The sequence below is a fragment of the Aeromonas tecta genome (assembly GCF_000820185.1).
Taxonomy (GTDB): domain Bacteria; phylum Pseudomonadota; class Gammaproteobacteria; order Enterobacterales; family Aeromonadaceae; genus Aeromonas; species Aeromonas tecta.
This window is the reverse complement of the sequence record NZ_CDCA01000009.1, coordinates 56,317-80,448: the sequence shown is the minus strand read 5'-3', so window position 1 is coordinate 80,448 and position 24,132 is coordinate 56,317. Positions and strand designations below refer to the sequence as shown.

General features: G+C 47.3%; 18 protein-coding genes. 14 read left to right on the top strand and 4 right to left on the bottom strand.

What is annotated here, in order from left to right; genetic code table 11:
* Window positions 1-110 precede the first annotated feature (110 nt).
* A complete protein-coding gene (uvrA, locus tag BN1137_RS01275) occupies window positions 111-2,939 on the bottom strand; it encodes an excinuclease ABC subunit UvrA (RefSeq protein WP_050716865.1) in 2,829 nt (942 codons plus the stop codon).
* A 95-nt stretch (window positions 2,940-3,034) separates the two neighbouring features.
* Window positions 3,035-3,673: a LuxR C-terminal-related transcriptional regulator gene (locus tag BN1137_RS01270; protein WP_198150574.1), complete on the bottom strand. Its 639-nt coding sequence runs from the start codon at window positions 3,671-3,673 to the stop codon at window positions 3,035-3,037.
* Window positions 3,674-4,189: 516 nt separating this feature from the next.
* Here BN1137_RS01270 and BN1137_RS01265 point away from each other — a divergent pair.
* The 5 genes from BN1137_RS01265 (at window position 4,190) to BN1137_RS01260 (ending at window position 10,479) form a co-directional block, all read left to right on the top strand.
* Window positions 4,190-4,771: a single-stranded DNA-binding protein gene (locus BN1137_RS01265; RefSeq protein WP_050716863.1), complete on the top strand. Its 582-nt coding sequence runs from the start codon at window positions 4,190-4,192 to the stop codon at window positions 4,769-4,771.
* 162 nt (window positions 4,772-4,933) lie between these two features.
* The gene (locus BN1137_RS21720; protein ID WP_083443329.1) at window positions 4,934-6,253 is read left to right on the top strand and encodes a site-specific integrase; all 1,320 of its coding nucleotides are present in this window, start codon (window positions 4,934-4,936) and stop codon (window positions 6,251-6,253) included.
* A gap of 36 nt (window positions 6,254-6,289) precedes the next feature.
* Window positions 6,290-7,915: a site-specific integrase gene (locus tag BN1137_RS22230; RefSeq protein WP_157433576.1), complete on the top strand. Its 1,626-nt coding sequence runs from the start codon at window positions 6,290-6,292 to the stop codon at window positions 7,913-7,915.
* Complete coding sequence (locus BN1137_RS22225) at window positions 7,908-10,076, top strand: hypothetical protein (protein ID WP_157433575.1); 2,169 nt, start codon at window positions 7,908-7,910, stop codon at window positions 10,074-10,076. The genes BN1137_RS22230 and BN1137_RS22225 overlap by 8 nt, the downstream gene beginning before the upstream one ends.
* On the top strand, window positions 10,069-10,479 hold the full coding sequence (locus BN1137_RS01260; RefSeq protein ID WP_050716862.1) for a hypothetical protein: 411 nt from the start codon (window positions 10,069-10,071) through the stop codon (window positions 10,477-10,479). Before BN1137_RS22225 ends, BN1137_RS01260 begins: the two co-directional genes overlap by 8 nt.
* Window positions 10,480-10,633: 154 nt before the next feature.
* Here BN1137_RS01260 and BN1137_RS01255 read toward each other — a convergent pair whose 3' ends face one another.
* Window positions 10,634-11,029 (bottom strand): antitoxin Xre/MbcA/ParS toxin-binding domain-containing protein, encoded by a 396-nt coding sequence (locus BN1137_RS01255; protein WP_232306873.1) that lies wholly within the window; start codon window positions 11,027-11,029, stop codon window positions 10,634-10,636.
* A gap of 1,266 nt (window positions 11,030-12,295) precedes the next feature.
* Here BN1137_RS01255 and BN1137_RS01250 point away from each other — a divergent pair.
* The 6 genes from BN1137_RS01250 to BN1137_RS01225 all read left to right on the top strand — a co-directional run bounded on the left by BN1137_RS01250 (window position 12,296) and on the right by BN1137_RS01225 (window position 20,118).
* The gene (locus BN1137_RS01250) at window positions 12,296-12,616 is read left to right on the top strand and encodes a hypothetical protein (protein ID WP_050716861.1); all 321 of its coding nucleotides are present in this window, start codon (window positions 12,296-12,298) and stop codon (window positions 12,614-12,616) included.
* A 299-nt stretch (window positions 12,617-12,915) separates the two neighbouring features.
* Window positions 12,916-13,974: a ComEC/Rec2 family competence protein gene (locus tag BN1137_RS01245; protein ID WP_050716860.1), complete on the top strand. Its 1,059-nt coding sequence runs from the start codon at window positions 12,916-12,918 to the stop codon at window positions 13,972-13,974.
* Entirely contained in the window at window positions 13,964-15,247 is a 1,284-nt protein-coding gene (locus BN1137_RS22220) for an ABC-three component system protein (RefSeq protein ID WP_157433574.1), read from the top strand. Before BN1137_RS01245 ends, BN1137_RS22220 begins: the two co-directional genes overlap by 11 nt.
* A gap of 31 nt (window positions 15,248-15,278) precedes the next feature.
* The gene (locus tag BN1137_RS22215; RefSeq protein WP_157433573.1) at window positions 15,279-15,770 is read left to right on the top strand and encodes an ABC-three component system middle component 1; all 492 of its coding nucleotides are present in this window, start codon (window positions 15,279-15,281) and stop codon (window positions 15,768-15,770) included.
* The gene (locus BN1137_RS22210) at window positions 15,751-18,942 is read left to right on the top strand and encodes an AAA family ATPase (RefSeq protein ID WP_157433572.1); all 3,192 of its coding nucleotides are present in this window, start codon (window positions 15,751-15,753) and stop codon (window positions 18,940-18,942) included. Before BN1137_RS22215 ends, BN1137_RS22210 begins: the two co-directional genes overlap by 20 nt.
* A gap of 405 nt (window positions 18,943-19,347) precedes the next feature.
* A complete protein-coding gene (locus tag BN1137_RS01225; RefSeq protein ID WP_050716856.1) occupies window positions 19,348-20,118 on the top strand; it encodes a substrate-binding periplasmic protein in 771 nt (256 codons plus the stop codon).
* Window positions 20,119-20,165: 47 nt separating this feature from the next.
* On the opposite strand, the gene BN1137_RS22985 is transcribed toward BN1137_RS01225, so the two are convergent.
* Complete coding sequence (locus tag BN1137_RS22985; RefSeq protein ID WP_100860060.1) at window positions 20,166-20,288, bottom strand: hypothetical protein; 123 nt, start codon at window positions 20,286-20,288, stop codon at window positions 20,166-20,168.
* A 531-nt stretch (window positions 20,289-20,819) separates the two neighbouring features.
* Here BN1137_RS22985 and yjbD point away from each other — a divergent pair.
* The 3 genes from yjbD (at window position 20,820) to BN1137_RS01210 (ending at window position 24,020) form a co-directional block, all read left to right on the top strand.
* The gene (yjbD, locus tag BN1137_RS01220; RefSeq protein ID WP_050716855.1) at window positions 20,820-21,104 is read left to right on the top strand and encodes a DUF3811 domain-containing protein; all 285 of its coding nucleotides are present in this window, start codon (window positions 20,820-20,822) and stop codon (window positions 21,102-21,104) included.
* A gap of 393 nt (window positions 21,105-21,497) precedes the next feature.
* Complete coding sequence (cspE, locus tag BN1137_RS01215) at window positions 21,498-21,710, top strand: transcription antiterminator/RNA stability regulator CspE (protein WP_025328559.1); 213 nt, start codon at window positions 21,498-21,500, stop codon at window positions 21,708-21,710.
* A gap of 354 nt (window positions 21,711-22,064) precedes the next feature.
* Window positions 22,065-24,020 (top strand): ligand-gated channel protein, encoded by a 1,956-nt coding sequence (locus BN1137_RS01210; protein WP_050716854.1) that lies wholly within the window; start codon window positions 22,065-22,067, stop codon window positions 24,018-24,020.
* The last annotated feature ends 112 nt before the right edge of the window (window positions 24,021-24,132 follow it).

The following is a 24,132-nucleotide window of genomic DNA, read 5'->3' as shown; positions in this document are numbered from 1 at the left end:
GTTCGCCAGCCTGGACCGACAGTGGCCGGGATCTGCGCGCCCCTGACCACCCAGCCCCTTTCTCGCCCAACAAAAAAGGGGCCTAGGCCCCTTGTTCGTTGACGCTCTGCTTACTGTCCCAATAGCGGGGCCAGGAAGCGGGCGGTGTGCGACTCCTTGCAGCGGCTCATCTCCTCTGGGGTCCCTGTTACCAGGATGCGGCCACCGCCGGCCCCCCCCTCGGGCCCCAGATCGACGATCCAGTCGGCGGTCTTGATGACGTCCAGGTTGTGCTCGATGATGACGATGGTGTTGCCCCTGTCGCGCAACTGATGCAGTACCTTCAGCAGCTGCTGGATATCGTGGAAGTGCAGACCCGTGGTCGGTTCATCCAGGATGTAGAGGGTCTGACCGGTGTCGCGCTTGGAGAGCTCCCGCGCCAGCTTGACCCGTTGCGCCTCACCGCCCGAGAGCGTGGTAGCCGACTGGCCGAGCCGGATGTAGGAGAGTCCCACGTCCATCAGGGTTTGCAGCTTGCGCGCCACCGCTGGCACCGGGTCGAAGAATTCACGGGCGTCCTCCACCGTCATATCCAGGATCTCGTGGATATTCTTGCCCTTGTACTTCACCTCCAGCGTCTCGCGGTTGTAGCGTTTGCCCTTGCAGACATCGCAAGGCACGTAGACATCCGGCAGGAAGTGCATCTCCACCTTGATGACCCCGTCCCCCTGACAGGCTTCGCAGCGACCGCCCTTCACGTTGAAGGAGAAGCGGCCCGGCAGGTAGCCACGGGAACGCGCCTCCTGGGTGCCGGACAGCAGCTCGCGGATCGGGGTAAACAGGCCGGTGTAAGTCGCCGGGTTGGATCGCGGGGTGCGGCCGATGGGGCTCTGATCTATATCCACCACCTTGTCCAGGTGCTCCAGCCCTTCCACGCTGCGATAAGGCGCCGGGGTCGATTCGGTGGCCTTGTTCAGCTCCCGGTGGGCAATGCGGAACAGGGTATCGTTGATCAGGGTCGACTTGCCGGAGCCGGACACCCCGGTGACGCAGGTCATCACCCCGATGGGCAGATCTAGATTGACGTTGCGCAGGTTGTTGCCACTCGCCCCCTTCAGCTTCAGCCACTTGCCGGTGAGTGGTGTGCGCTCGGCAGGAATGGCGATCTGCTTGCGGCCGGAAAGGTAGTCGCCGGTCAGCGAGGCGGGATTCGCGATGATCTCCTCCGGCGTGCCCTGCGCAACGATTTCGCCACCATGGACACCGGCCCCTGGACCTATGTCGAGCACATGGTCGGCGAGACGGATGGCGTCTTCGTCGTGCTCCACCACGATCACCGTATTGCCGAGATCGCGCAGGTGGGTGAGGGTCTTGAGTAAGCGCTCGTTGTCACGCTGGTGCAGACCGATGGAGGGCTCATCCAGCACATACATCACCCCCACCAGACCGGCACCAATCTGGCTGGCCAGCCGGATACGCTGGGCCTCGCCACCGGACAGGGTCTCGGCACTACGGGACAGGCTCAGGTAGTTGAGGCCGACGTTGACCAGGAAGCCGAGTCGCTCGACGATCTCTTTCAAGATCTTCTCGGCGATCTGGGCACGCTGGCCGGTCAGCTCGATGCCGGCGAAGAACGCCAGGGCATCGCCGATGGATTGCTCGGCGATGGCGGGCAAGTTGCGGTTATCCACGAACACGTGGCGCGCCTCCTCCCGCAGCCGGCTGCCACCACAGCTGGTGCACGACTTGTTGGCGATGTACTTGGAGAGCTCTTCGCGCACCGAGTTGGATTCGGTCTCGCGGTAGCGACGCTCCATGTTGTGCAGGATCCCCTCGAACGGGTGCTTGCGCACCACCACGTCGCCGCGATCGTTCATGTAGCGGAACTCGATCTCGGCCTTGCCGGAGCCACGCAGGATCACTTCCTGGGTCTTGAGGGGCAAATCCTCCCAAGGGCTCTCCAGATCGAACTTGTAGTGCTCGGCGAGGGATTTGAGCATCTGGAAGTAATAGAAGCTGCGCTTGTCCCAACCGCGGATGGCACCGCTCGACAGGCTCTGGCTCGGGTCGTGGATCAGCTTGGCGGGATCAAAATATTGCTGCACCCCGAGGCCGTCACAAGTAGGACAGGCACCGGCCGGGTTGTTGAAGGAGAAGATGCGCGGTTCCAGCTCCGACATGGAGTAACCGCACTCGGGACAGGCGAAGTTGGCGGAGAAGGTCATGACCTGCACCTTGTCTTCGCCCTCCATGGGGGCGACCAGCACTATGCCGCCGGACAGCGTCAGCGCCGTCTCGAAGGATTCCGCGAGGCGCAGTGCCAGATCGTCGCGCACCTTGAAGCGATCCACCACCACTTCTATGGTGTGCTTCTTGTGCAGCTCCAACGGCGGAGGATCGGAGAGGTCGCACACCTCACCATCGATGCGGGCACGGATATAGCCCTGGGCCGCCAGATTCTCCAACAGCTTGCTGTGCTCGCCCTTGCGATCGCGCACCACGGGTGCCAGCAGCATCAACTTACTGCCCTCGGGCTGGGCCAACACCTGATCCACCATCTGGCTGATCGTCTGGGCGGCGAGCGGGATGGCGTGCGTCGGGCAACGGGGCTCACCGACCCGCGCAAACAGCAGGCGCAGGTAGTCATAGATCTCGGTGATGGTGCCCACGGTCGAGCGCGGGTTATGGGAGGTGGACTTCTGCTCGATGGAGATGGCAGGGGAGAGCCCCTCGATATGGTCCACATCCGGCTTCTCCATCAGGGAGAGGAACTGGCGGGCATAGGCGGAGAGCGACTCCACGTAGCGGCGTTGCCCCTCGGCGTAAAGCGTATCGAACGCTAACGAGGACTTGCCGGAACCGGACAGGCCGGTGACCACGATCAACTTGTCACGGGGCAGGATCAGGTTGATGTTCTTGAGATTGTGGGTGCGGGCACCCCGAATCACGATTTTTTCCATCTTCTTGCACGCTCGATACACAAACCAGAGCGAACCAGTATGGCATAGAGACTACTGGATGAATAGACAGGTTATTAGCATCCTAACCCCGATGCTCAGAGAAACTCCTTGGCCCAGCTCACCGCCTGCAAGCGGTTCTTGACGTTCAACTTCTTGAACACGTTATAGAGGTGGGACTTGATGGTGTGTTCGCTCACAAACAGGTTGTCGGCGATCTCGGTATTGGAGGCTCCCGTCATCAGGTGGCGGACTATCTCCTGCTCGCGGGCCGTCAGCAGCATCTGGTTGCGCAGCGGCTGGCCACTGCCCTTGCGATAATAATCGACCAGGTCACACAGCAGGTGGCGCGGGATCCAATACTCCCCCTGCAGCACCTTGCGAATGCCGATCACCAACCGATCCAGACTGTCCTGACGGAAAAAGAGCCCGCTGATGTGAGGCCACATCAGCAGCAGTTCCCGATCCGTGCTGGTCGGAGCATTGAGCAACACCGCACTGGCCTCACCGAAACGACTGCAGATAGCCGCGCTCCAGTCCGCTTGCTGCGCCGACTTGAGGTAATCCAGATCGATCAGCAGCAGCGGTTGGCATTCTGTATCAGAGGATTGCGGCAACGCATCCAGCTCCCCGACCAACAAGATGGACAAACCAAGTTGCTCACTGAGGTGGCGCTGAAAGCTGATAGCTTGTGCATTATTTTCGGTTATCAGCACTAAGGGGTATTCGGGCGTCATCAAGCAGACTTCCTTGCACATTCAGGTCGGGGCATTTTGCCAGGAGAGAGTACCAATCCCCCTTCCGACCGAAGTATTAAAAAAGTATTAGGCAGGATGGTGATTCCTTTGAAGCTTAGTAATTTCTCAATCAATACAAACGACTAGCATACCCTCCCCATTTGGGGGGTCTACTAGTGCCTGCAACTCCCTTTATCAGCGGCCTGAGCGAGCCTCGCCTCCCCCCATACCCTCTACTTGCTGGTGCCCCCGCACCTCGGGTAAGTTACATCTCGATCCGGTGGCGGGATTGACGTGCTCCGGCAGGAAGGTGTGCGCTCATGCTCGCCAACTGTTACTATTGCGAGCAAACGCTGCGACGAACGGCTGGTGATATATACTGCCGGATCGAACACAGCCATGACCTGAGTGACGATGCTGCCCACCCAGTGGCAGGCATCTCACCGAAAACGAACGATATGTTGAATTGGTCCGGGCATCAGGCCTGGCCGGTATATAAAGGGTGGAAGAGAGATTATGGCCAGTCGAGGCATCAATAAAGTCATTCTGATCGGTAACCTAGGGCAAGACCCGGAAGTGCGCTACATGCCGAGTGGCGGTGCCGTGACCAACATCACCCTGGCCACCTCCGAATCCTGGCGCGACAAGCAGACCGGTGAGCAGAAAGAGCGCACCGAGTGGCACCGTGTGGTGTTCATGGGCAAGCTGGCCGAAGTGGCGGGCGAGTACCTGAAGAAAGGCTCCCAGGTCTATGTCGAAGGCAAACTGCAGACTCGCAAGTGGCAGGATCAGGGTGGCCAGGAGCGCTACACCACTGAAGTGCTGGTCGACAGCTTCAGCGGCGTGATGCAGATGCTGGGTGGCCGTCCGCAAGGCGGCGCCGGTCAAGGCATGGGTGGTCAACAGTCCCAGGGCAACTGGGGCCAGCCGCAACAGGCTGCTCCGCAGCAAAACATGCAGCGCCCTACCGCCGCCCCTCAGCAAAGCATGCAACAGCAAGGCGGTTACAGCCGTCCTCAGCAACAGCAGCAACCCCAGTCTGCCCCGCCGGTTTACAACGAGCCGCCGATGGATTTCGACGACGACATTCCGTTCTGAGTTTCACCATAGAGTAATATTGTAAGGTATATAGTAAAATATCCTTATAAAACAAATAACTAAAAGAAAGCCCACCGTAAATCATTGTGATTTCTGTGGGCTTTTTTTATAGTCTTATTTTGGTAATCCAACACCATTAATATATGTAAGGTTTGATTGTGTATGAAATATCAACTTAGACAATTTGTACATGAATCTGGAGAGCGAATGGCTGTCTTGGTTGATACAGAAAGCGATCATCCTATGACTTACCCAACCCTGTACTCAACGATACATCATCGAAACAACGGGGATGCGTATAACACAATAAAAAGTAAACTCAATTCCATCAAACTATTACTCGAAATATGTGATTATCTTAACATTAGATTAGAAGAGCGTTTTACTCGTGGTGATTGGCTCAAGCGTGATGAAGTCGAGTTAATCACTAGCTGGCTTAAGAAAAAAAAATCAAATTTAGATGAGGCTATAAAAAATATAGCTTTTAGCAAGAAAAATGAAAATATAGCTATATTGAAGCCATTAAAAAAAGAAAAAATTCGTTATGGTGTCAGGATCGATGTCACAGAAGTAACAAGCACTAATGGCTATAATAATGTTACTGAAGCAGCTAAATACATTAAGTGGCTCGCTGATAGCTTGTTTGAATCGGATGAATCTGAGCGGATGTATAACTGGCTGATAGCGAAGAGAGGTTCAAAACCGGCTAACAATCAAGAAAATAAAGCTGGAATAGGTGAGTTCCAATCACTTGATGAGACTCAAGAAGCTAAAATTCTAGATACTGTTAGACTCGATTCGTCTACCAATCCATGGAAAGGAAACGCAGTAAAATTTCGTAACCAACTAATTGTAAACTTGCTACTTGATATTGGCTGCCGTAAAGGCGAGTCTCTTAATATAAAAACGACCGACCTTGTCCAAGGAATCTCTGGAATTACATTAAATATCTGGCGTGATCCCGACAATAAAAATGACCCTCGACTGAACCAACCACGAGTTAAAACTCTAAGCCGTACTGTGGAAATAACACCACAATTGGCTAGTATGTTTGAGGAATATGTACTTAATTATAGAAGTTCCGTTGTTGGAGCTAACACCTGCCCTTACTTATTTATCAGCCATCAAAACGGTGCCAATAAAGCAACTCCAATGTCGTCATCTGCTTTTAATAAAATATTTAAAGAACTTAGTGATACTGTTGGTTTTAAAGTTAAACCTCATGGTTTAAGGCATACATGGAATGATAGATTTTCAGAGCTTGTCGAGAAACTTATTAAGGCTGATGATATAACTTATGAAGAATCTGAAGAGCTCAGATGTTGGGTGCAAGGGTGGAAAGAGGGCTCAGATTCAGCAAAGTTTTACACTAGGTTATATAAACATAAAAAAGCTATGAAGATCGGGCTGGAGCTTCAAAAAACAAGAGTTAAAAATAAAGGTAGTATAGTCGAAAATAATGATGAAGATATCCCTTGTTAAGGGTTTTTTAAAACCTACGAGAGAAGAGGTAGTTATATGAAAAAAATAACTTTTCAAGATAGAAAATTAGCACAACTCAAGGAGGTTTCGAAAACAACGTCCTTCAATGGTTATGAATTCGATATATATGATGAATATTGGCGATTGAACCGTGAGGTTAAAGTACGAGTAGGGTTTGCTTTATCCGGTTATGATAAAAATATAGCGGAAGAAATCAGGGGAGCTTTAGTTTATTTTTCTGAAAATAAATCTTCTTGGTACGTTAATTCCCTATGTGAAATGCTCATAAAATACACAAGAGTCACAAAACATACGACCTTTAGTGAATTAGGTTTACTAGCATTCAAAATGGCATTTCCTGATAAGAATGATCATGATAAACCGTCCTCTCTGCGCGCATTTATTAGACAGGCAGATTTTTGGGGTTTTAATATCATCGACAAAAATACATTAGAACTAATAAATAAGTGGCGTTTTAAAGGGCGAGACAAAGGATTACCTGTCGCATCATTTGACCCTATTGATGGACCGTTCTCAGACCTCGAACATGAAGCAATTATTGCAGGTTTAGATCATGCATACGCTGAAGGCCGAGTCACAGATGAAGAATACTCAATAGTTCAGCTGTTTTCTGCATCAGGGCGACGCCCTATTCAAATAGCATCACTCAAAATTAAGGACATAAAAACAGATGTATCACCACTTGGTGAAATTTATTATTACCTAAACATTCCACGTGCAAAGCAGAGAGGGTTCGGTTTTCGTTCATCCTTCCGGAGGGCTGCGTTTATTGAGAGCATTGGGCAAGTGCTTATGAAGCATAAGCAGAATGTCATCGCTGATGCCGAATGCCTTGTTGGACATATATTAAGTGATGAAGAGAGGCTTGAACTTCCACTTTTCCCTATGGGCTTCGGAAACACTAGGCGCATTGAAGAACTATTAAGTTATCAATACCCTTATTTTGAATATAAACATTTACCTAATATTTGTGATGTTGATGATGCCGATTTATTATCAATTCTTAAAAAGACGGACATGTTCCATTGTGCATCTTCTTACTTAAATGCTGTCCTGAAGTTCACAATCGACAAGCTTGACATTACTTCCGAGCGTACAGGTCAAAAACTTCATGCTAACGCATATCGTTTCCGATATACCCTTGGAACAAGGGCAGCTAAAGAGCATTGTGGCTTAATAACAGTGGCAACACTTCTCGATCACTCTGATACACAGCATGCTGATGTTTACATAAAAAACATTCCTGAATTTGCACAAAAAATCAGTGATATTATGAGTCCTCAATTGGTTAAATACGCTAATGCGTTTACGGGGAAAGTAGTTGAAGATGAAGCCGAAGCACAGTCTCAATCTCCAGATGCTACGCGCATTCCTTGCCGTGAGGTTAGCGGAGATATTGGTTCGTGTGGCACCAACTCCCCGTGCTTCGATAATGCTCCTGTAGCCTGCTATATCTGCCCAAAATTTCGGCCGTGGCGTCATGCACCGCATCATTTGGTATTAAACTGGCTCGTTAATGAGCGAGATCGGATCGCACAGATAACCAATGACCTCACTGTAGCCGCAGTTAATGACCGCGCAATTTATGCCGTCATGCAAGTAATACTGGAGTGTAATAAAAAGGAGCTGGAATATGTCTGAACTAATTAATTTCAAACCAAAGTATGAGTTTGAACATAAACAGAATCTAGCTGACTTTATCGAGTTGTGCGAGTCATATCCTCACTTGCCTCCAATTAAGAGTTCTCAAGAAGAATATTGCTACGACTCTGCATACTGGACTGGTGTTGTTAATTTCACCAAGCTGGGAGTGAATGCAAGAAAACGGGGAAAGGAATTTGAACTTGATGACTCAATCATGCCTTTTGCTAAAGCATACTTCACCTATCAACAGAGCCATGCACCCACAAAACCCAAAAATGAATCAAAAGCACTGCGTGTTATTGAACTGGCTATGTTGCGAGCGCATGGCTCAGTAGATATAACTCAAGTAAACCCTGCCATCTTGGATAACGCAGCTCAACTCGCTCGTGAAAATTATGCTCCTCAAGCAGCGTATCATTGCGGTATAGAGCTTGAAGTTATGAGCCGCTTTCTTTGTGAGAAGAGAATAGTTAAAAGATTCACATGGAAAAACCCTGTCAAGAGAGGAGAGGATGCGCTTGAAAAAGTTGGAGAGAAAGGTAAACAATATCGTGATAAAAAACTTCCAAATGATGATGCCTTAGTGGCTATTGCTGAAATATTTTCCCTTGGAGAAAACAACCTCTCATCACGGGATATATTTACCACGGCTTGCATTGCGCTTTTAATGGCAGCACCAGCACGAGGGTCTGAGCTATTTTATTTGAAGGCTGATTGCATCGAGGTCGCAAAAGATGCAAAAGGTAAAAAACAACTCGGCCTCCGTTGGTTTTCAGGGAAAGGATATGGTTTCGAAGTTGAATGGGTGCCTGAATGTATGTGGGACATCGTTAAGGAAGCGGTTGAACGGTTAAGAAGCCTGTCTGCTGACGCAAGGGCATTTGCTCAATCAGTAGAAGAAAAAACAAATTTTCTTCCTTGTCCCGCAGGTATTACCTTAAATGAGAAGCTTACTAGGGAACAGGTTAGCTTTGCCCTAGGCCTTGAGGTAGATCTTTTTGAAGAATATGTAGAAGTGAAAGGTGAGATCGTTGTAAAAACAGGACTCCAAACAAAAAAAGGTCAAACCTTAAGTAATCAACTTCTTAAGAAGTATGGAATAGATAGAAAGCATTATGAAGTAACAATGGTTGAGCTAAATGAAATTGTACGTGAAAAAATAAAAGAAAATGGCTTTCCCCAGATCGCATTCAAGACAGGCGATGGCATAAAAATCAAATGGTCTGATGCACTTTTTTCTCAAATGAACAATTCTTTCCATAGTATGAAAGGTTCAAGTACAACAGAGCTTTGGATGCCAACCATTGGCACGATAAATGAAGATTTATCTGCGACAAAGAAGAAAACAAAAGATAGTAGTGGTATGACAAATCAACGGTCGTTGTTTGAGCGCCATGACTATCTATCAATGAAGGTACTCAGTCATCAGTTACGCCACCTGTTAAATACGATGGCGAAATTAGGCGGAATGTCTGACACACTATTAACTCGTTGGTCTGGGAGAGCCGACCCAAAGCAAACACGTGTTTATAATCACCAGACTCCTGAACAATTAAACACAAAACTTCGAGCAATCACAAAAAATCATAATAGCCACTCTAACCTTGGCATTGCGGAACTTGTTGTTGTCACTCCTGAAACGCTGCAAGAGATCAATGCAGATGAAAATATAACTGCACATGTAACTGAGTTTGGTGTCTGTATCCATTCATATGTACTCAATCCTTGCGAAAAACATCGAGACTGCGTGAACTGTGAAGAACAAGTCTGTGAAAAAGGAGATGATGAAAAGCTGAAACGCTTAAAGAATAAGTTAAAGCATGAAGAAATACTCTTAACTGGTGATCAACAAGCCGTGAATAATGGTTTGGTTAACTCAGAAGCATTTCTTAACAAGCGACTTATTACGATAGAACACTGCAAAGCACTTATCGAAAAATTGGAAGATAATTCAATCCCTGATGGGACTCTGATTAAATTAGCAATAGATAAAGTTTCACGTCTTGATAAAGCATTAGACATCAATGGAAAAAAACGCTTACCAAAACTTGAAGTATCTAAAGATAAAATATTAAATCCTGGAACTCCAGAGCAAATGCGAACCCGGCCGAAAGCTCTTGATAAACTAAAGGCACTCGGAGGAATGAAACGTGGCTAAACATCTATCAGAGAAAGACATTTCTGAGATTGTAGGGCTAATTGATAGCTGGCACTTTGATGTAAAGCTAACGTGGGAAAAACTCTGTGAACAGATGAGTTCCAGACTGGGCTTATCTCACTCAAGACAAACGATTCAAAGTTATCATCGAATCAAAAAATCGTTTCAAGACAAAAAAAATGAATTGAGACATGGTGATGTAAAGGCCCCCAAAACACCAGCTTCACTTTCTATCGCAGCAAATAAAATAGCAAGACTTGAGGCTGAAAATATACGTTTAAAACGAGAGAACAACGAGCTATTAAGTCAATTTGTCATCTGGCAGTACAATGCATATGCTCATGGCATTTCGATAGCCCAATTGAACACTCCACTACCAAAGAAGCAAGACCGATACTCGTGATGAGTGTAAAAGGACAATTCAGGGCTGTCCGCATCCTTAGCACCCAGGCTAAAATTTATAAAAGACCTTACAGTGTAAGGTCTTCCAAGTTTTTCTGTAACGAGCCTTAGTTGCCAGTGGTCTCACTTCAGAAAGCCGTTTGAACGGCTAGAATTCAGGAAATGACTCCATGTTCGATCCGACCAATGAGATCGACTACGGCTTGGACACCAATTGCTGTAGTCAAGACGTTCACAGGTTTCTCACCTCTCAGTCCTTTTGCAGGACAATCTAACCAAGACATTGCCATAGCAAGATCACCATCGTGTAGCGAGATTACTGCATCAAGTACTTGTATGACGCTGTATATCCTAGTTCCTTGTTCAAGGGTTAGAGGAGTTCCATTCTTGAGTTTTCGGTTTACGGTACTTTGGCTAATCCCAGCCAGATGACAAATAGCCTTAATGTCAGACCCGACTGATTCAACGAGCTGAATTATAATGTCAGGTGAAATACCTGCAACGATCCATAAATGGACACCCAATGGGTCGCTCGGAATGTCTAGAGACATGACAAGTCGATTATTGGAAGGATGTTGTTGACTAGGGTGATATGTCAAATAAGCCATTATTATCATGCCCTTCTTTCAAGAAGTAGTCTTAAAAATAGCCATAGAAATGTCTTATGAGAAGAAATCTCAGTTCACTTTATCATTCTCCGTAGATAACCGTGAACTTTGGGTGTTCCCATAGTACTACCATTCAAAGTTCATGATCTTGTGGTATTTCTCATTGGGGCTTATTAGGCTACATGATGCGCGAAAGTGTCTTGGGAATCTGGGGCAATGCACCTGGTAGTTACCCGTTGGTTGAGACAGTGATCGGGCCGGAGATCTCATTCACGGGCGATTTCATCCCCTATGCAGGGCAGCTGCGATTGATGAGCATCTGGCTGACCGTCTCAAACTAGGGAGTGGCATCACTGGCAAGCTAACGGCCTATCGTGGATTCGGCCCATAGAGCTGACTGTTTGTCTCGGGCTGGGCCGAGCAGACATTCGAGCCGACCAGCTCGACCTCAGGCAGGGGGCAACGGCCCAATCTGCCCGCCGAACGCTGACCGTGAAGCTTAAGCACCACATTGGGGAACTTTAGAAAGCCATTATAGGCTCTATCGACATAGATAGTTCCCAGCTTGCGCCGGAGGTGTGGCAGCATTACCAGAGATATCAAAGTGATATCAGAGCGATATCAGAGCGATATCAAATCGATATCAGAGCGATATCAGAGCGATATCAGAGCGATATCAGAGCGATATCAAAGCGATATCAAAGTGATATCAAAGCGATATCAAAGTGATATCAAAGCGATATCAAAGCGATATCAAAGCGATATCAAAGCGATATCAGAGCGGTGCCATGGCGCGTACATAGTTATTACCTGAAACTGGCCTCAAACCAGAGTCTTGTTTACGCTATGCTAGATGTCTTCCTCGGGGATGAATTTCAGTCTCTTCTTGAGCATACTGTAGGGAGTCTGTGGGTTGTTGAACAAATAACACGCACATACGTCATGGTCTCACCCAGCTGGCGTTGTCGAGACGCAAACCCCGCCTCCCGGTTATGAATTGTTTAGATCGACACATGGCCGCTTCTGTCTGAGAGCTCCAGTGATATACGGAGGAGTGCTTCAATGACTCATCCCTTCCGTATGACCAACACCGTATCGTTACCGGGATACCATGCTTCCATGTCCTTCTATCTGACTGGACTCCATTCAAGTACCGTTATTTAGACAATAGCACTATGTTCATTTCTTCCTTCACATAAGGACAAACACATGACAAAAAATATCGATGACATGCAGTATTTTACTTATGAAAACATGCTCATCCGCTTCAAACGAGCCAAAAGTGAAGATACCCTAGATACTATGTACAAAGGTGCCATAAAAAAATCTAATGATGTTTTACAGGGCAATGAATTATTCCTAGCTCAAGTTGCAATTGAGCGGGCTTTAGACCGATGCCAACAAGACTTCGATTCTTCGCATATCAGTATGACCAGAAAAATAAATCATATATTGAAGAAATCACAAGAACCCTGTAAGCAGTACAGTCCAGAAGATGAAATGAGGCGCCTTCTTTCCAACATGGGTTGAGCGTATAGCTTCATACACCCTTCCATGAAAAGTGAACCATGCCACCAACTAGTGGAAACTATGCGTTTGCAATCCACTCAATGGGGGCCGTAGGCGATGGTCAATTTCAACAACGTACTATCGCTAGTAGTGTATGAAAAATCGCATTAGGAATGATTCAAAAGTGCCTAGGAAGGCCGGGGCGATTCGCTCTTGATATTGAGAGCTAGAGTTCTTGGAAAATGTTCTTAGAAGCGCTATCTTATTGACCGTATAGATAAAGATTTTCTACCTTGGAGCAGGGGGTATAGGGAGCCTGAATGAGCATTAAGGTACGCATACTTTCAGCCAATCATGGCGACTGCATCCTCGTCACTCATGAAGACTCGGATGGTGTGTTTAACCTACTGATCGATGGCGGAAACTCAGCTACTTTCAAGTGGGGAACAGCACAGAAACATAAAGGTGCTCTTTGTGTCGTTCTAGATGAATTGAAAGAAAGAGACCAATGTATTGATTTAGCTATCCTGACCCATATCGACGACGATCACATTGGTGGATTCTTGAATGCATTTAAGGCGACGGGTTATCTGAATGAGATGGTCAAGTCTATATGGTTCAATTCCTCAAGGCTGATCACTGACTACTTCAGCAAACCAGATATCCCTGAGAACAGCGTTCTCCTAGGAACCGTCTCACCAAATACTAGTGTGCAACAAGCTAAGTCCCTTGAATCTGTCTTGGATGAAGTAGGTTGCCACCGTGAGCCATTGATTCTGTCTGGTCAGACGATAGAGCGCGGCCCTTTTACTTTCAAGGTGCTCTCTCCTAATGAGGCAACCCTTAAAAAACTTCTATGTATCTGGCCTAAGGAAAAAAATCCGGCAGAAACCTCCGTTGCAACCGACTACCAATTCTCTTTTGAAGAGATTTTGAACAATGACACATTCGTGTCTGATTCATCTATCGCCAATGGAAGCTCCATCGCATTCATTCTTACAGCGGGCAACTCTACAATGCTCTTTTTGGGTGATGCCCATGATGGAGTTGTAGTTTCTGGATTACGTGCCTTAGGCTATAGCCCCGAATCTAAATTACCCTTAGACCTAGTCAAGGTTTCACATCATGGAAGCCAGTACAATACGAGTATCGATTTTCTTGAATTAGTTGAATGTAATCGATACGTAATATCAACCAACGGTGCAATTCACGGCCTACCAAATAAAAAAACCATAGCTAGGATTTTAACAAAGACAGATTCCAACATATATTTTAATTATAAGAAAATCATTCAAGAACTACGCTTGCCTCACGAAAAATATGTCTATCCAGGGCGCTTATTAGAACTAGACAAAGAGTTTATTTTTAATGACCAATGACGATTTGATTATTTCGTACGCCGTTAAAGTCAATAATGGCAGCGGGGTGCTAGTAAGTACCTTGTCACTGGACTTTACTTACGTTTTGACTGCGCATCACGTTATAAATGACCCTGACACCCCAATTATTGTCAGTCGCAATGGCATAGAGTTAACAATTATTGGAACACCTTATCATCATCCAGTACATGATTGTTCGATCATAAAAGTAGAGTATCAGAATTCTATTTCACAGCATATATGGCGGGGAGAGCAGGCCGCTGGCTCCAGAATCTCATATGTGGGTTTTCCTAGGTCAAATATTGGCTCAGATAGGCCGCATAAAATTTATATTGGCACTTCAAATGATAAGGCTAACCAACTTATTGTGTGTAATTTGGAGAACAGCCCAGGCCAGGAGTCCATTCAAGGTATGTCAGGTGGTGGCGTCTATTGTATCCAACAAGGCCATCCACATTTATGGGGTGTGGAAACTCGAATGGATGACGAAGATCCCGAAGCTCGATATGGTCGAATTCGTTGCTGTTCCATTGAATGTTTCGATCAGATTATAGAAGAAAATCATCTAACACAGATGACTCCTTTTTACATGCAAGGCTTCTCAAATTTTAAAAATGATATTTTTAGTTTCAATGCAGCAAAGCCAAAAAATATTGTTCTACTACGGGAAAAACTTAACGAACAAGCCGCATGGCTAATAGAAAAAAATATGCCTGCACCTTATGACTTGATGATGCGTTATAAGCGAGAGCTGCTGCTAGGCAATAAAGAACCAGATTCGACAATCTTGGAAAGAGATCTCTGGGTCGCTTATCTTGAATTTTCAGTAATTTGTTCAATACTCGATGGTGTAGACGTCATCGATATGAATTATCTAAGTTCGCTGGATCGTAGATTTCGATTTATGTATTCCTGTAGCAATGACAATTGGTTGTGGAAACTATCAGATCTAATAAAGGCTGCTAGAGAAATGCTAGATGCCCATGGCACTATTCTTGTAAATACGCCGCAAGAAAACGCCTCCGACATGCCAGGTTCTGAAGATATCCAAGAAGTACTCGATGATATTGCTTCATCACCTCAATATAGAGAGAGGGCTCGGATCGATAGCGCCTTTGGTGATAGTTTAAAAACGTATGCTTTCGCACACCTAAAAGGTTTGCGTAATAAACTCGTACTGGACAAGCACAGAGAGTATGGAGAGGCTTTGTCTGGCCAACAACTGATAATTTTCAAGGGACATTATGATCGCGCTATCAAAGACAGATCATGATCTAGATTTTTTAACATCTGAATTCGAGGGTTTGAAAGTCGAGCTGTTTTCCGCTAAGGAGCTGAGCTTCATAAATTGTATAGTCTGTTGGTTTGATTCCTCACTTGAATTAGTGGAAAAATGGAAGGCAATCCAGAGCATAATTTCTGTTAGGTTCAAGCCTGAAGCCCGCTTCTCCAAATGGAATATATATCTGGTAATGCTATGCCCAGATTCGATAGAGATCCAAGACAAATATGTAATTGAAAATGATCGTTATGCAGCTAGAAAAATTGTCCTAGATCGTCTTGGAAAGACGTTAACAACTAAAGAAGTCGAAACCAAGATTAATGCCGAACTACTTGGTGCGGATCTAGAGTTACAACAAACGACTCCCTCTCTAGTTTCAAATATAAAACTTGCCATTGCACCACTAATAAAAAACACGCCTACTGACTTGACAAGCAAGTCGAAAGATAAAAGAGGCGAGATTGTTAATAAACTAATAGAGTACTATAGGCAAAATGAAAATAAAAAAAGTTGAGATCGAAGGCTTTCGAGCCTACAAGTTCAAAAAAGATGGGGTTTTCGACTTTACCCTTGGTGATGGCACACCCTCAAATTTTATTGCACTATATGCTCCCAATGGATTTGGAAAAAGCTCATTTTACGATGCAGTAGAATGGGCATTTACCTCGAATTTGGGAAGATATACAGCAGAACATAATAAAAAAATTAATAATAGAGCCGCTCGGGGAACAAAACAAGATCAGATTCCATTAAAGATTCTTCGTAACAAAGACGTTCCAGATAATATTGTCACTCGGGTAGACGTAATAACCACATGCGGAGATTTTCCAAGATCGCTTCCAAAATTGAGGTCCAACACACCCATGGATCTAAACTTGGGGCCCACCAAGACTAAAACGGAAGGGAAGGGTTTTGAGAAGATAATTCTCTCACAAGATGCGATTGATCGTTTTCTGAAAGAAGCAAAACCGCAAGAACGATATCAACTCTTCATGCAGTATTTCGGTGGTGAGGACGAGATGCTACGTATGGAGCTCACGGCTATTCTAACCGAAAACAAGATAACCTTGGACAGCCTTAAACAGCAAAAAACTGATATCAAAAGACTTTTGAAGGCGCCAGTCGATACAATGATTTTTGAAAAATTCAATTCATTGGCGAAAAGTTTAAACCATGATGGTGAGAATATCTCGTATGTCACAGAGGCTTTCGACTCCAATATGGAATATAGTCTTCTTAGCTCACTCACTGAGCGAAAGCATTCGTTGTCATCCAGCGACGAAGCAACACGGAAAGAGGAAGCTGCATTATCGGAACTGACATTTCGTCTAGAGGAATTTCAGCTTCAACTAGATGTTGTTGCTGAGCAAACCCCCAAATTTATTTTGCTGACAAAAGGTGTTGCTGATTCCCAACGATATCAGGCAATGTCTTCTACTTATAACAAGTATTTAGAAGAATGGCAGAAACAAAATGAGCAACTGACAGAGCTATCCACTATTGAAGGATTAGCTCCAATTTTTCTTATTGAAGAGTCAAAATTAAAATCCGCGTCCGATGAGCGAAATACACTAATTAATGAGCAGTCTAATATTTCTTTAAGTTTAAGTGCAGCCCATGCGAGTGTGAAACAGTGTCAGGATGCTCTATCTGCGACTGAACGTCATGCATCAGCTTTACGAGCCGTATTGACTGACAGCCCTGCGGCCTATTCAGAACTTTCAATCCATCAGCATGAGCTACAGACTTTAAAAACAAGATACCAAGAGAAATTTAATTCCATCACGATGGACAAAGCTCAACAAGAGAATATTAAATTAAATTTAGGGAAATTATCTGTACTTCCAGTTAATATGGAAATATTGAAAGGGCCTGACTCCACTCTTTTCGAATTACCGATTACCCGCCTTCAAGAAGTTTATTTTGCGCACCAAGAGCTAGAGTTATTACTACAAAATGACTCTGCAATTAGAAATACCCAACTAGCACTTACGCAACAGAAGCAAGTAATTGAACGGTTAGTGTCACAAGGTCTGACCTATCTAGCTGATTGGCCCAGTAATACCTGCCCTCTATGTCGAGCAAATCATCCATCTTCAGATACACTCATATCATCGATCAGAAATAACGACCTCCTGACTGAGGCTGCAAAACAGAACGCAAGACAGTTGGAAAAAATAGCAGCACGCATAAGCCAGCTTAAATCCATAATTGATTCAACTCTGAACGAAGCCCAAGAGCGACTTCACAAGAGAATTATTGATCTCCAAACTCAGCTCAATCAATTATCTTCACGAATTGAGTCCAATCAACAAATATTACATTCGCTTACCACAACGATTACTATCACAGAACAAACTATTGCGACTCTACAAGTCAAAGTTTGGAACTTGAATTCAAGTGAGCTGCATTCACGTGTTAATACAGAGCTAGCAGCCCTTTCTAGCACTAGCTCCTCCCAACAGGAGCTGCTCAACCTGAGCAATAAGCACCTTACTGACCTACAGGCACAGATGGAAATAATTACCTCTCGTCTTGAGGTACTACTTTTATCTATAGATGGCATCACAACAAAAGAGTCATATACATCCGTTTTGGCATTTGCAAAAAAGGAAGTTATTCGAAATGTTGATAACCTTTTGGAATATTGTGCCCAGAAGCGACTCAATCTCGAAAGCTCCATTCAGGAAAGCTATGCTCAAATGGTTACATTGTCTGCACGGTGTAATGAACTCCAACAGACTATGCTAGATGATGGGAACTGGATTGATTTCCAATTGCTAGTTTCTCAAAAAGAGAGTATTTCAAAAAATATTAACGATGCAACATTCTTCGTGGACTCGTTTTTGGGTAGCTTAAGTAGATTGCTAGAGGAAGATATAAAGCCGGATGTGGTTTTAATCAAGCAAAAAATTGAACTAGCAATTCAAACTTTATCTAAAAAATCAGCTGACATTACGATGAAGATCAATCAGATTGATCTGCTGATAGTTCAGTTAGAGACTTTTAAGCCTTACTTAGAAAGTTTGGAGTTACGCAAAAGACTTTCTGATATTGACAAAAAAATATCGGAACACCAATTAGTCAATACTAAATTGTCTGCTGATCGTGAACTAGTCTTCAAAGAATTGCGGGAAAGAATCGGGGCTTTCTTCTTTTCTAATCTTATCAACGCTATATACAGCAAGATTGATCCTCATCCCTCTTTTAAAGAGGTTGATTTCATCCCTGATTTTGATAGTGCTCAGCCAGGGCTCAATATTGTGATAAAGGATGAATCTGGTGGCCTCATATCACCAATATTATATTTTAGTTCAGCACAGCTAAACATTTTAAGTCTGAGTGTTTTTCTGGCCAACGCCTTACATGCCAAAGATGATAAAGGGAATAATCTAGATGTTATTCTTATTGATGACCCTATTCAATCCATGGATTCAATTAATGTGCTTGCAGTAATAGACTTGCTTAGAAACATTTCGCTGCGATTTGACAAGCAGATTATTATCTCAACTCATGATGAGAACTTCTTCAATTTGCTTAAATTGAAAATTCCTACCGAAGTTTTTGGATCTAAGTTTCTGCAACTCGAGACCTTTGGTGTCGTCAGTCAGGTACAGAATGAACGTGACTTCGCCCCAAGATTACCAACCACAGGCGTAACAAGTGACAATTCCAATAATAAATAACTTCATTGTCATACCAAGGGGCGAGCGAGCCCCTTGTTGGAGTGCTTCTAAAAGCTTGCTCACAATAGGCAGGGCTCTGTCCATTCTGTCTTGCTACTCGAAAATGTAAAATTTGACCTATTCAACCCATGAAAACTAACGAAAATGTTTACATTATTTCTACAGCAACACTTAACCAATTGATTTTTATCGATAAAACAAAAATACTTACATTTGTGGTGAATAGAACCATTTTGATCCAATATGACGAACTGCCAGGCCCTGATTGTTCAGGGCCTTTTTTTGCCTGCTTCTGACGCAGTCATCGCCCCTTCCACACTGTTTCTACCGCCATTGCATAGAGCCTGTCTCTCTTATTAGACCTTGCGGTTATCATCGGCACGAGTCATCCATCTGAGAACATGCATGGGCTCTTTTAACCGCCTGCTGTGCCTCCTCCTGTTGCTGCATATGGGCCCTCTGATCGCCGAACCGTTACGGGTGGGCGTCAGTTTTGCCATTCCACCTTATGTGATAGCGCAAGAAGGGCGGGGCATCGAGCTAGATCTCCTGCGGGAAGCCTTTGCCGGCAGTGGCTACGAGCCACAGTTTAAATACCTGCCGCTGGAGCGCACCTTCCGCATGCTGGAAGAGGGCAAGCTGGACGCCATCATCAACGTGAAGCCCGGTATGCTCAATCATGCCTATCTGTCACAATCGGTACTCACCTTCCACAACCGCATCTTTACCATCAACAACCCCCCTATTCTGCGGATGGCCGACCTGCAGGGTCTACGCGTCAGTGCCTTCCAGCGAGCGCGCCAGATCTTGGGGAATGAGTTCACCAGCATGGCCGATCACAACCCTCGCTACGAAGAAGTCGCGAGACAAGAGGGTCAAGTGCAGAAGCTATTACTGGGGCGAACGGATGCCGTCATCCTGGAACAGAGGGTGTTTTACTACTATCTGGCGGAGCAGATCGAGGATGAACAGAACGCGGGACGCTATGCCCCCGCCCAGATCAGGCAGTCCGAGCTATTCGCCCCCACTCACTATCACTTTGCCTTCCGTCAGGCCACGCAGCAGCGCTGGTTCGATCGCCAGCTCACACGAATGAAACAAGATGGACGCTATGAGCGGATCTTCGCCGCCTATGGGGCAACCTCATCGGCCAAAAACATAAAAGCCAGCCCATGACAGGCTGGCTTGATACTGGCTCCGAAGGAACTACAGCAGGAGGAGCGTTACTTAATCGCGCTGCCATTTTTCAGGTCGGCTTTCTGCCGTTTAGCATCACGCTTCTCTTTCAGTGACATCTGCGGTTTTTTCTTGGCATCTTTGCCGTGATGCTGTTCTTTGTTACTCATCATCAGACTCCAAAATGTTACCCAGACAGTTGGAACCGGGGTTCCAGCGTGTCAGCCGAATCATAGGTCTCAGTACGCTTGCAGTGACGATCTTGGATCGCACTGATACCAGCATACCCCTAACCTCCCACCATGATCCAGCCTCAAAATTCCCGGCCAAAATCGACTGCTGAGGCCGAGTTCAGACTATCTGGAAAGTTCATCCACGGCGCCGCCACACCTTTGCTCGTCCGAACAACGGCTCCACCCGATGAGCTCATCCACCAAACGACTCGCAGCCGTGACAAAGCACACTCGGCACCCGCCCCAGGCTCACCTCATCGATGACCTGGCCCGGTACAGCATCAGCCCGCTCTCTGCAGAGTCGTGACTCTCATCAGCAACAAGCCGCATGAAACTACCCATGAAAGAGCGAGAACAGGATGGGAAATGGCACTCAAGCTGCACTTTCGGTGGCAAGGCGACGATTGCATAAGAGATGTACCGCCGGAATGTGCTAGGGTGTGCCATTACCTGCCGCAGGAGCGCGCCATGAAAAAACTGGAAATGAAAGACCTCACCGAGGCCGAGAAGGCCGAGATCACCCTGTTGCTGCAGAAAGCCCAGGCCAACGCCGATCACACCCTGACCAACGGGGAGCGCAACAAGATTCGCGAGGAAGGACGGCTTCAAGTCGCCGCGGAGCGCGCCAAGGTGGCCAAAGTTGCCTCGGCACTGGCGCGGGAGAAGGCCAAAGAGCGCGCCAAGAATCAGGTGTTGCCCGATACCTTCAGCTGGATAGACTCCGTCAGCAACAAGTTCCGCAGCAAGCGATAACCTCTTCCATTTTCCTGCCCTGACACCCTTTCGGTGGTCCGGGCAGGGAAATAATGCCCTCTCCAGCCCCAGCCTGCACACTCATTTATCCAGTTGTAAAATAACGATTTTAACCATTATTCTGGTGCAATCTGCTGCGTTCTCGGGCCATTAATCCAAGATAAAGGTTGTCATCTCAGGGTGAGCGTGTTCTAATCAATCTCGATGGTTCGGTAGTTCAGACCTGATTATGTTAGGCAGTCATTTTAAAGCAGTGATTTGCGTCTCGAGTTGTCCCAGATAACTCTTGCCAAATAATTCTCCTTCTTTAGTGCTCCTCATACGTATTGCTGACGAAAAATCATGGATTGCCGCAACCGTGGCGTTTCAATATCACTATTCAAGGAAATTATTATGTCTAACAAAATGACTGGTACCGTAAAGTTCTTCAACGCTGAGAAAGGTTTCGGCTTCATCTCCCCTGCTGACGGTGGCAAAGACGTGTTCGTACACTTCTCCGCTATCCAGTCCACCAGCTTCAAAACTCTGGACGAAGGTCAGCGCGTTGAGTTCACCATCGAGCAAGGCCAGAAAGGCCCGGCTGCTGCCAACGTAGTTGGTCTGTAATTCAAGCCAGGAAGCCTTCCCGTTTATCGGAAAGTCCTTCTGCAAGAATTGAAAAAACCCGCCTAGGCGGGTTTTTTGTTATCTGATTTTCGACTTTTCTCTCCAATACCTCCCCATATTTCCACTCTCTTGCGCTTTTTCTCCACGATCTCCTCACTACTTGGCCACCCCACACAACTTAAATGATATTAATTATCATTTACACAATCTTGATCAGTCTCTACAATGCCTGCCGATGAACGGAATTGCTCTCCAATTGAAGCTTTTTTAGATTCATGCAAGAACGAGCGACACCGGATACATCATGCAACCCAAGGATGGATGTCATTTCCCCACCCAAGAGTTCAGGCCAACATGATAAAAACAAGCCGTCACCAGCTGACCACACTGATGCTTGCATCCCTAGCCCCCCAGGCCTATGCCGCCGAACCGGAAGTCATGGTCGTGACCGCCTCCGGCTTCCAGCAGAAGATAGAGGATACCGCCGCCTCCATCTCTGTGGTGACCCGCGAACAACTGGAAAAACGCGCCTACCGTGACGTTACCGACGCCCTGAAAGACGTGCCCGGCGTGGTGATCACCGGCGGTGGCAGCAGCAGTGATATCAGCATTCGTGGTATGGGTTCCAAATACACGCTGATGCTGGTCGATGGCAAACGCGTCGATAGCCGTGGTACTCGCCCCAACAGTGATGGCCCCGGTATCGAGCAGGGCTGGTTGCCGCCTCTGCAGGCCATCGAACGCATCGAGGTCGTGCGTGGCCCCATGTCATCCCGCTACGGGTCGGATGCCATGGGCGGTGTCATCAACGTCATCACCCGCAAGACTACCGACATGGCGGCCTGGCAGGGTTCGGTTCATGCCGACGGTACCTTCCAGGAGAACAAGGCGTCCGGTGATATCTTCCAGACCGACGCCTACACCGCCGGCAGCCTGGTGGATGGGCTGCTGGGAATACGCCTCAATGGCCAACTCTCCCATCGAGCGGAAGACCAGATCCAGAATGGATTTGCCGAGCAGGAGATGAAAAATGGCACCGCGGTGTTCAGCCTGACTCCGGATGAGCGCAACCGTATCGATTTCGAGTTCAGCCGTGGCCTGCAGGATCGTGACCGGACACCGGGTAATTCGATCCCGGCCAAGGCCAAACCCAATCTGAGCACCTATGAGCGTACCAACTACGCCATCACCCACGACGGCCACTATGAATTCGGCTCCTCTACCAGCTATCTGCAGCGGGAAGAGAACACCAACCCCGGCCGCCAGATGAAGATGATCAACAGCATCGCCGATACCCATACCCAGTTCGAGCTGGGGGATCACTATCTGAGCGTCGGTGGTCAGTACCGTTATGAGGATCTGCAGGATCAGGGCAACCAGCTCAAGGTGGGCAATCTCGCCAGCCAGCTGACACGCTGGAGCTGGGCCATCTTCCTGGAAGATGAGTGGGCACTGACTGACAGCTTCGCCCTGACCGGTGGGGTGCGCATGGATCGGGATCAGAACTACGGCACCCACTGGAGCCCTCGACTGTACGGAGTATGGCATCCGGCCGAATTCTGGACCCTCAAGGGCGGAGTATCGACCGGCTATCGTTCACCGGATCTGCGCATGTCGGCCGCCAACTGGGGCCAGGCTACCGGGGGCGGCACCCAGGACGGCATCCTGGTCGGTAATCCTGAGCTCAAGCCGGAAACCAGCGTGAGTGAAGAGATAGCCCTGCTGTGGGATGGCCGGGAAGGGCTGAGCACAGGTTTGACCCTATTCAATACCGACTTCGAGGACAAGATCTCCGAGATCCGCCGCTGCTCCAGCAAGAGCGATCCCGGCTGTCCCCTGAATGGCCACGTCTACGACTTCATCAGCGATCGCATCAACGTCGACAAGGCAAACATGCGCGGGGTGGAAGGCACGGCCAACTGGGCGATCAACGCGGACTGGTCGCTGGCTTCCAGCTATACCTACACCCAGTCCAAGCAGGAGAGCGGCCCCATGGCTGGCCAGGCGCTGAACCAGATGCCGCGTCACATGTTCAACGGCACGGTCGATTGGCAGACCACGGCTGACGTCAGCCTCTGGTCCAGGGTCAACTTTCGCAGCAAGACCTCTGACTATCTGAACCGGGCCAGGATGGCGGAGGGCACCCCGTCCTACGCCTTCTTCGACACCGGTCTGGTCTACCAGGCCAATGCAAATCTGAATGTCACCGCAGGCATCTACAACCTGCTCGACAAGACGGTGGATTACGACAGCTACGATACCGTGCTGGATGGTCGTCGTTACACCCTGGGGATGACCTACAACTTCTAGGAAAGGCCCTAACCCCAGGCGATTGCCGCTGGCCATCCCCCTCGCCAGTAGCCGATGGGGTTACCATGCAGAACGAAGAAGGGCGCCACAGGGCGCCCTTCTTCGTAACATG

Bases quoted from the DNA above. Each gene is read 5' to 3' on its own strand.
- uvrA (WP_050716865.1), bottom strand. From the start codon at position 2,939: ATGGAAAAAATCGTGATTCGGGGTGCCCGCACCCACAATCTCAAGAAC.
- BN1137_RS01270 (WP_198150574.1), bottom strand. From the start codon at position 3,673: ATGACGCCCGAATACCCCTTAGTGCTGATAACCGAAAATAATGCACAA.
- BN1137_RS01265 (WP_050716863.1), top strand. From the start codon at position 4,190: ATGGCCAGTCGAGGCATCAATAAAGTCATTCTGATCGGTAACCTAGGG.
- BN1137_RS21720 (WP_083443329.1), top strand. From the start codon at position 4,934: ATGAAATATCAACTTAGACAATTTGTACATGAATCTGGAGAGCGAATG.
- BN1137_RS22230 (WP_157433576.1), top strand. From the start codon at position 6,290: ATGAAAAAAATAACTTTTCAAGATAGAAAATTAGCACAACTCAAGGAG.
- BN1137_RS22225 (WP_157433575.1), top strand. From the start codon at position 7,908: ATGTCTGAACTAATTAATTTCAAACCAAAGTATGAGTTTGAACATAAA.
- BN1137_RS01255 (WP_232306873.1), bottom strand. From the start codon at position 11,029: ATGTCTCTAGACATTCCGAGCGACCCATTGGGTGTCCATTTATGGATC.
- BN1137_RS01250 (WP_050716861.1), top strand. From the start codon at position 12,296: ATGACAAAAAATATCGATGACATGCAGTATTTTACTTATGAAAACATG.
- BN1137_RS01245 (WP_050716860.1), top strand. From the start codon at position 12,916: ATGAGCATTAAGGTACGCATACTTTCAGCCAATCATGGCGACTGCATC.
- BN1137_RS22220 (WP_157433574.1), top strand. From the start codon at position 13,964: ATGACCAATGACGATTTGATTATTTCGTACGCCGTTAAAGTCAATAAT.
- BN1137_RS22210 (WP_157433572.1), top strand. From the start codon at position 15,751: ATGAAAATAAAAAAAGTTGAGATCGAAGGCTTTCGAGCCTACAAGTTC.
- BN1137_RS01225 (WP_050716856.1), top strand. From the start codon at position 19,348: ATGGGCTCTTTTAACCGCCTGCTGTGCCTCCTCCTGTTGCTGCATATG.
- BN1137_RS22985 (WP_100860060.1), bottom strand. From the start codon at position 20,288: ATGAGTAACAAAGAACAGCATCACGGCAAAGATGCCAAGAAAAAACCG.
- yjbD (WP_050716855.1), top strand. From the start codon at position 20,820: ATGAAAAAACTGGAAATGAAAGACCTCACCGAGGCCGAGAAGGCCGAG.
- cspE (WP_025328559.1), top strand. From the start codon at position 21,498: ATGTCTAACAAAATGACTGGTACCGTAAAGTTCTTCAACGCTGAGAAA.
- BN1137_RS01210 (WP_050716854.1), top strand. From the start codon at position 22,065: ATGATAAAAACAAGCCGTCACCAGCTGACCACACTGATGCTTGCATCC.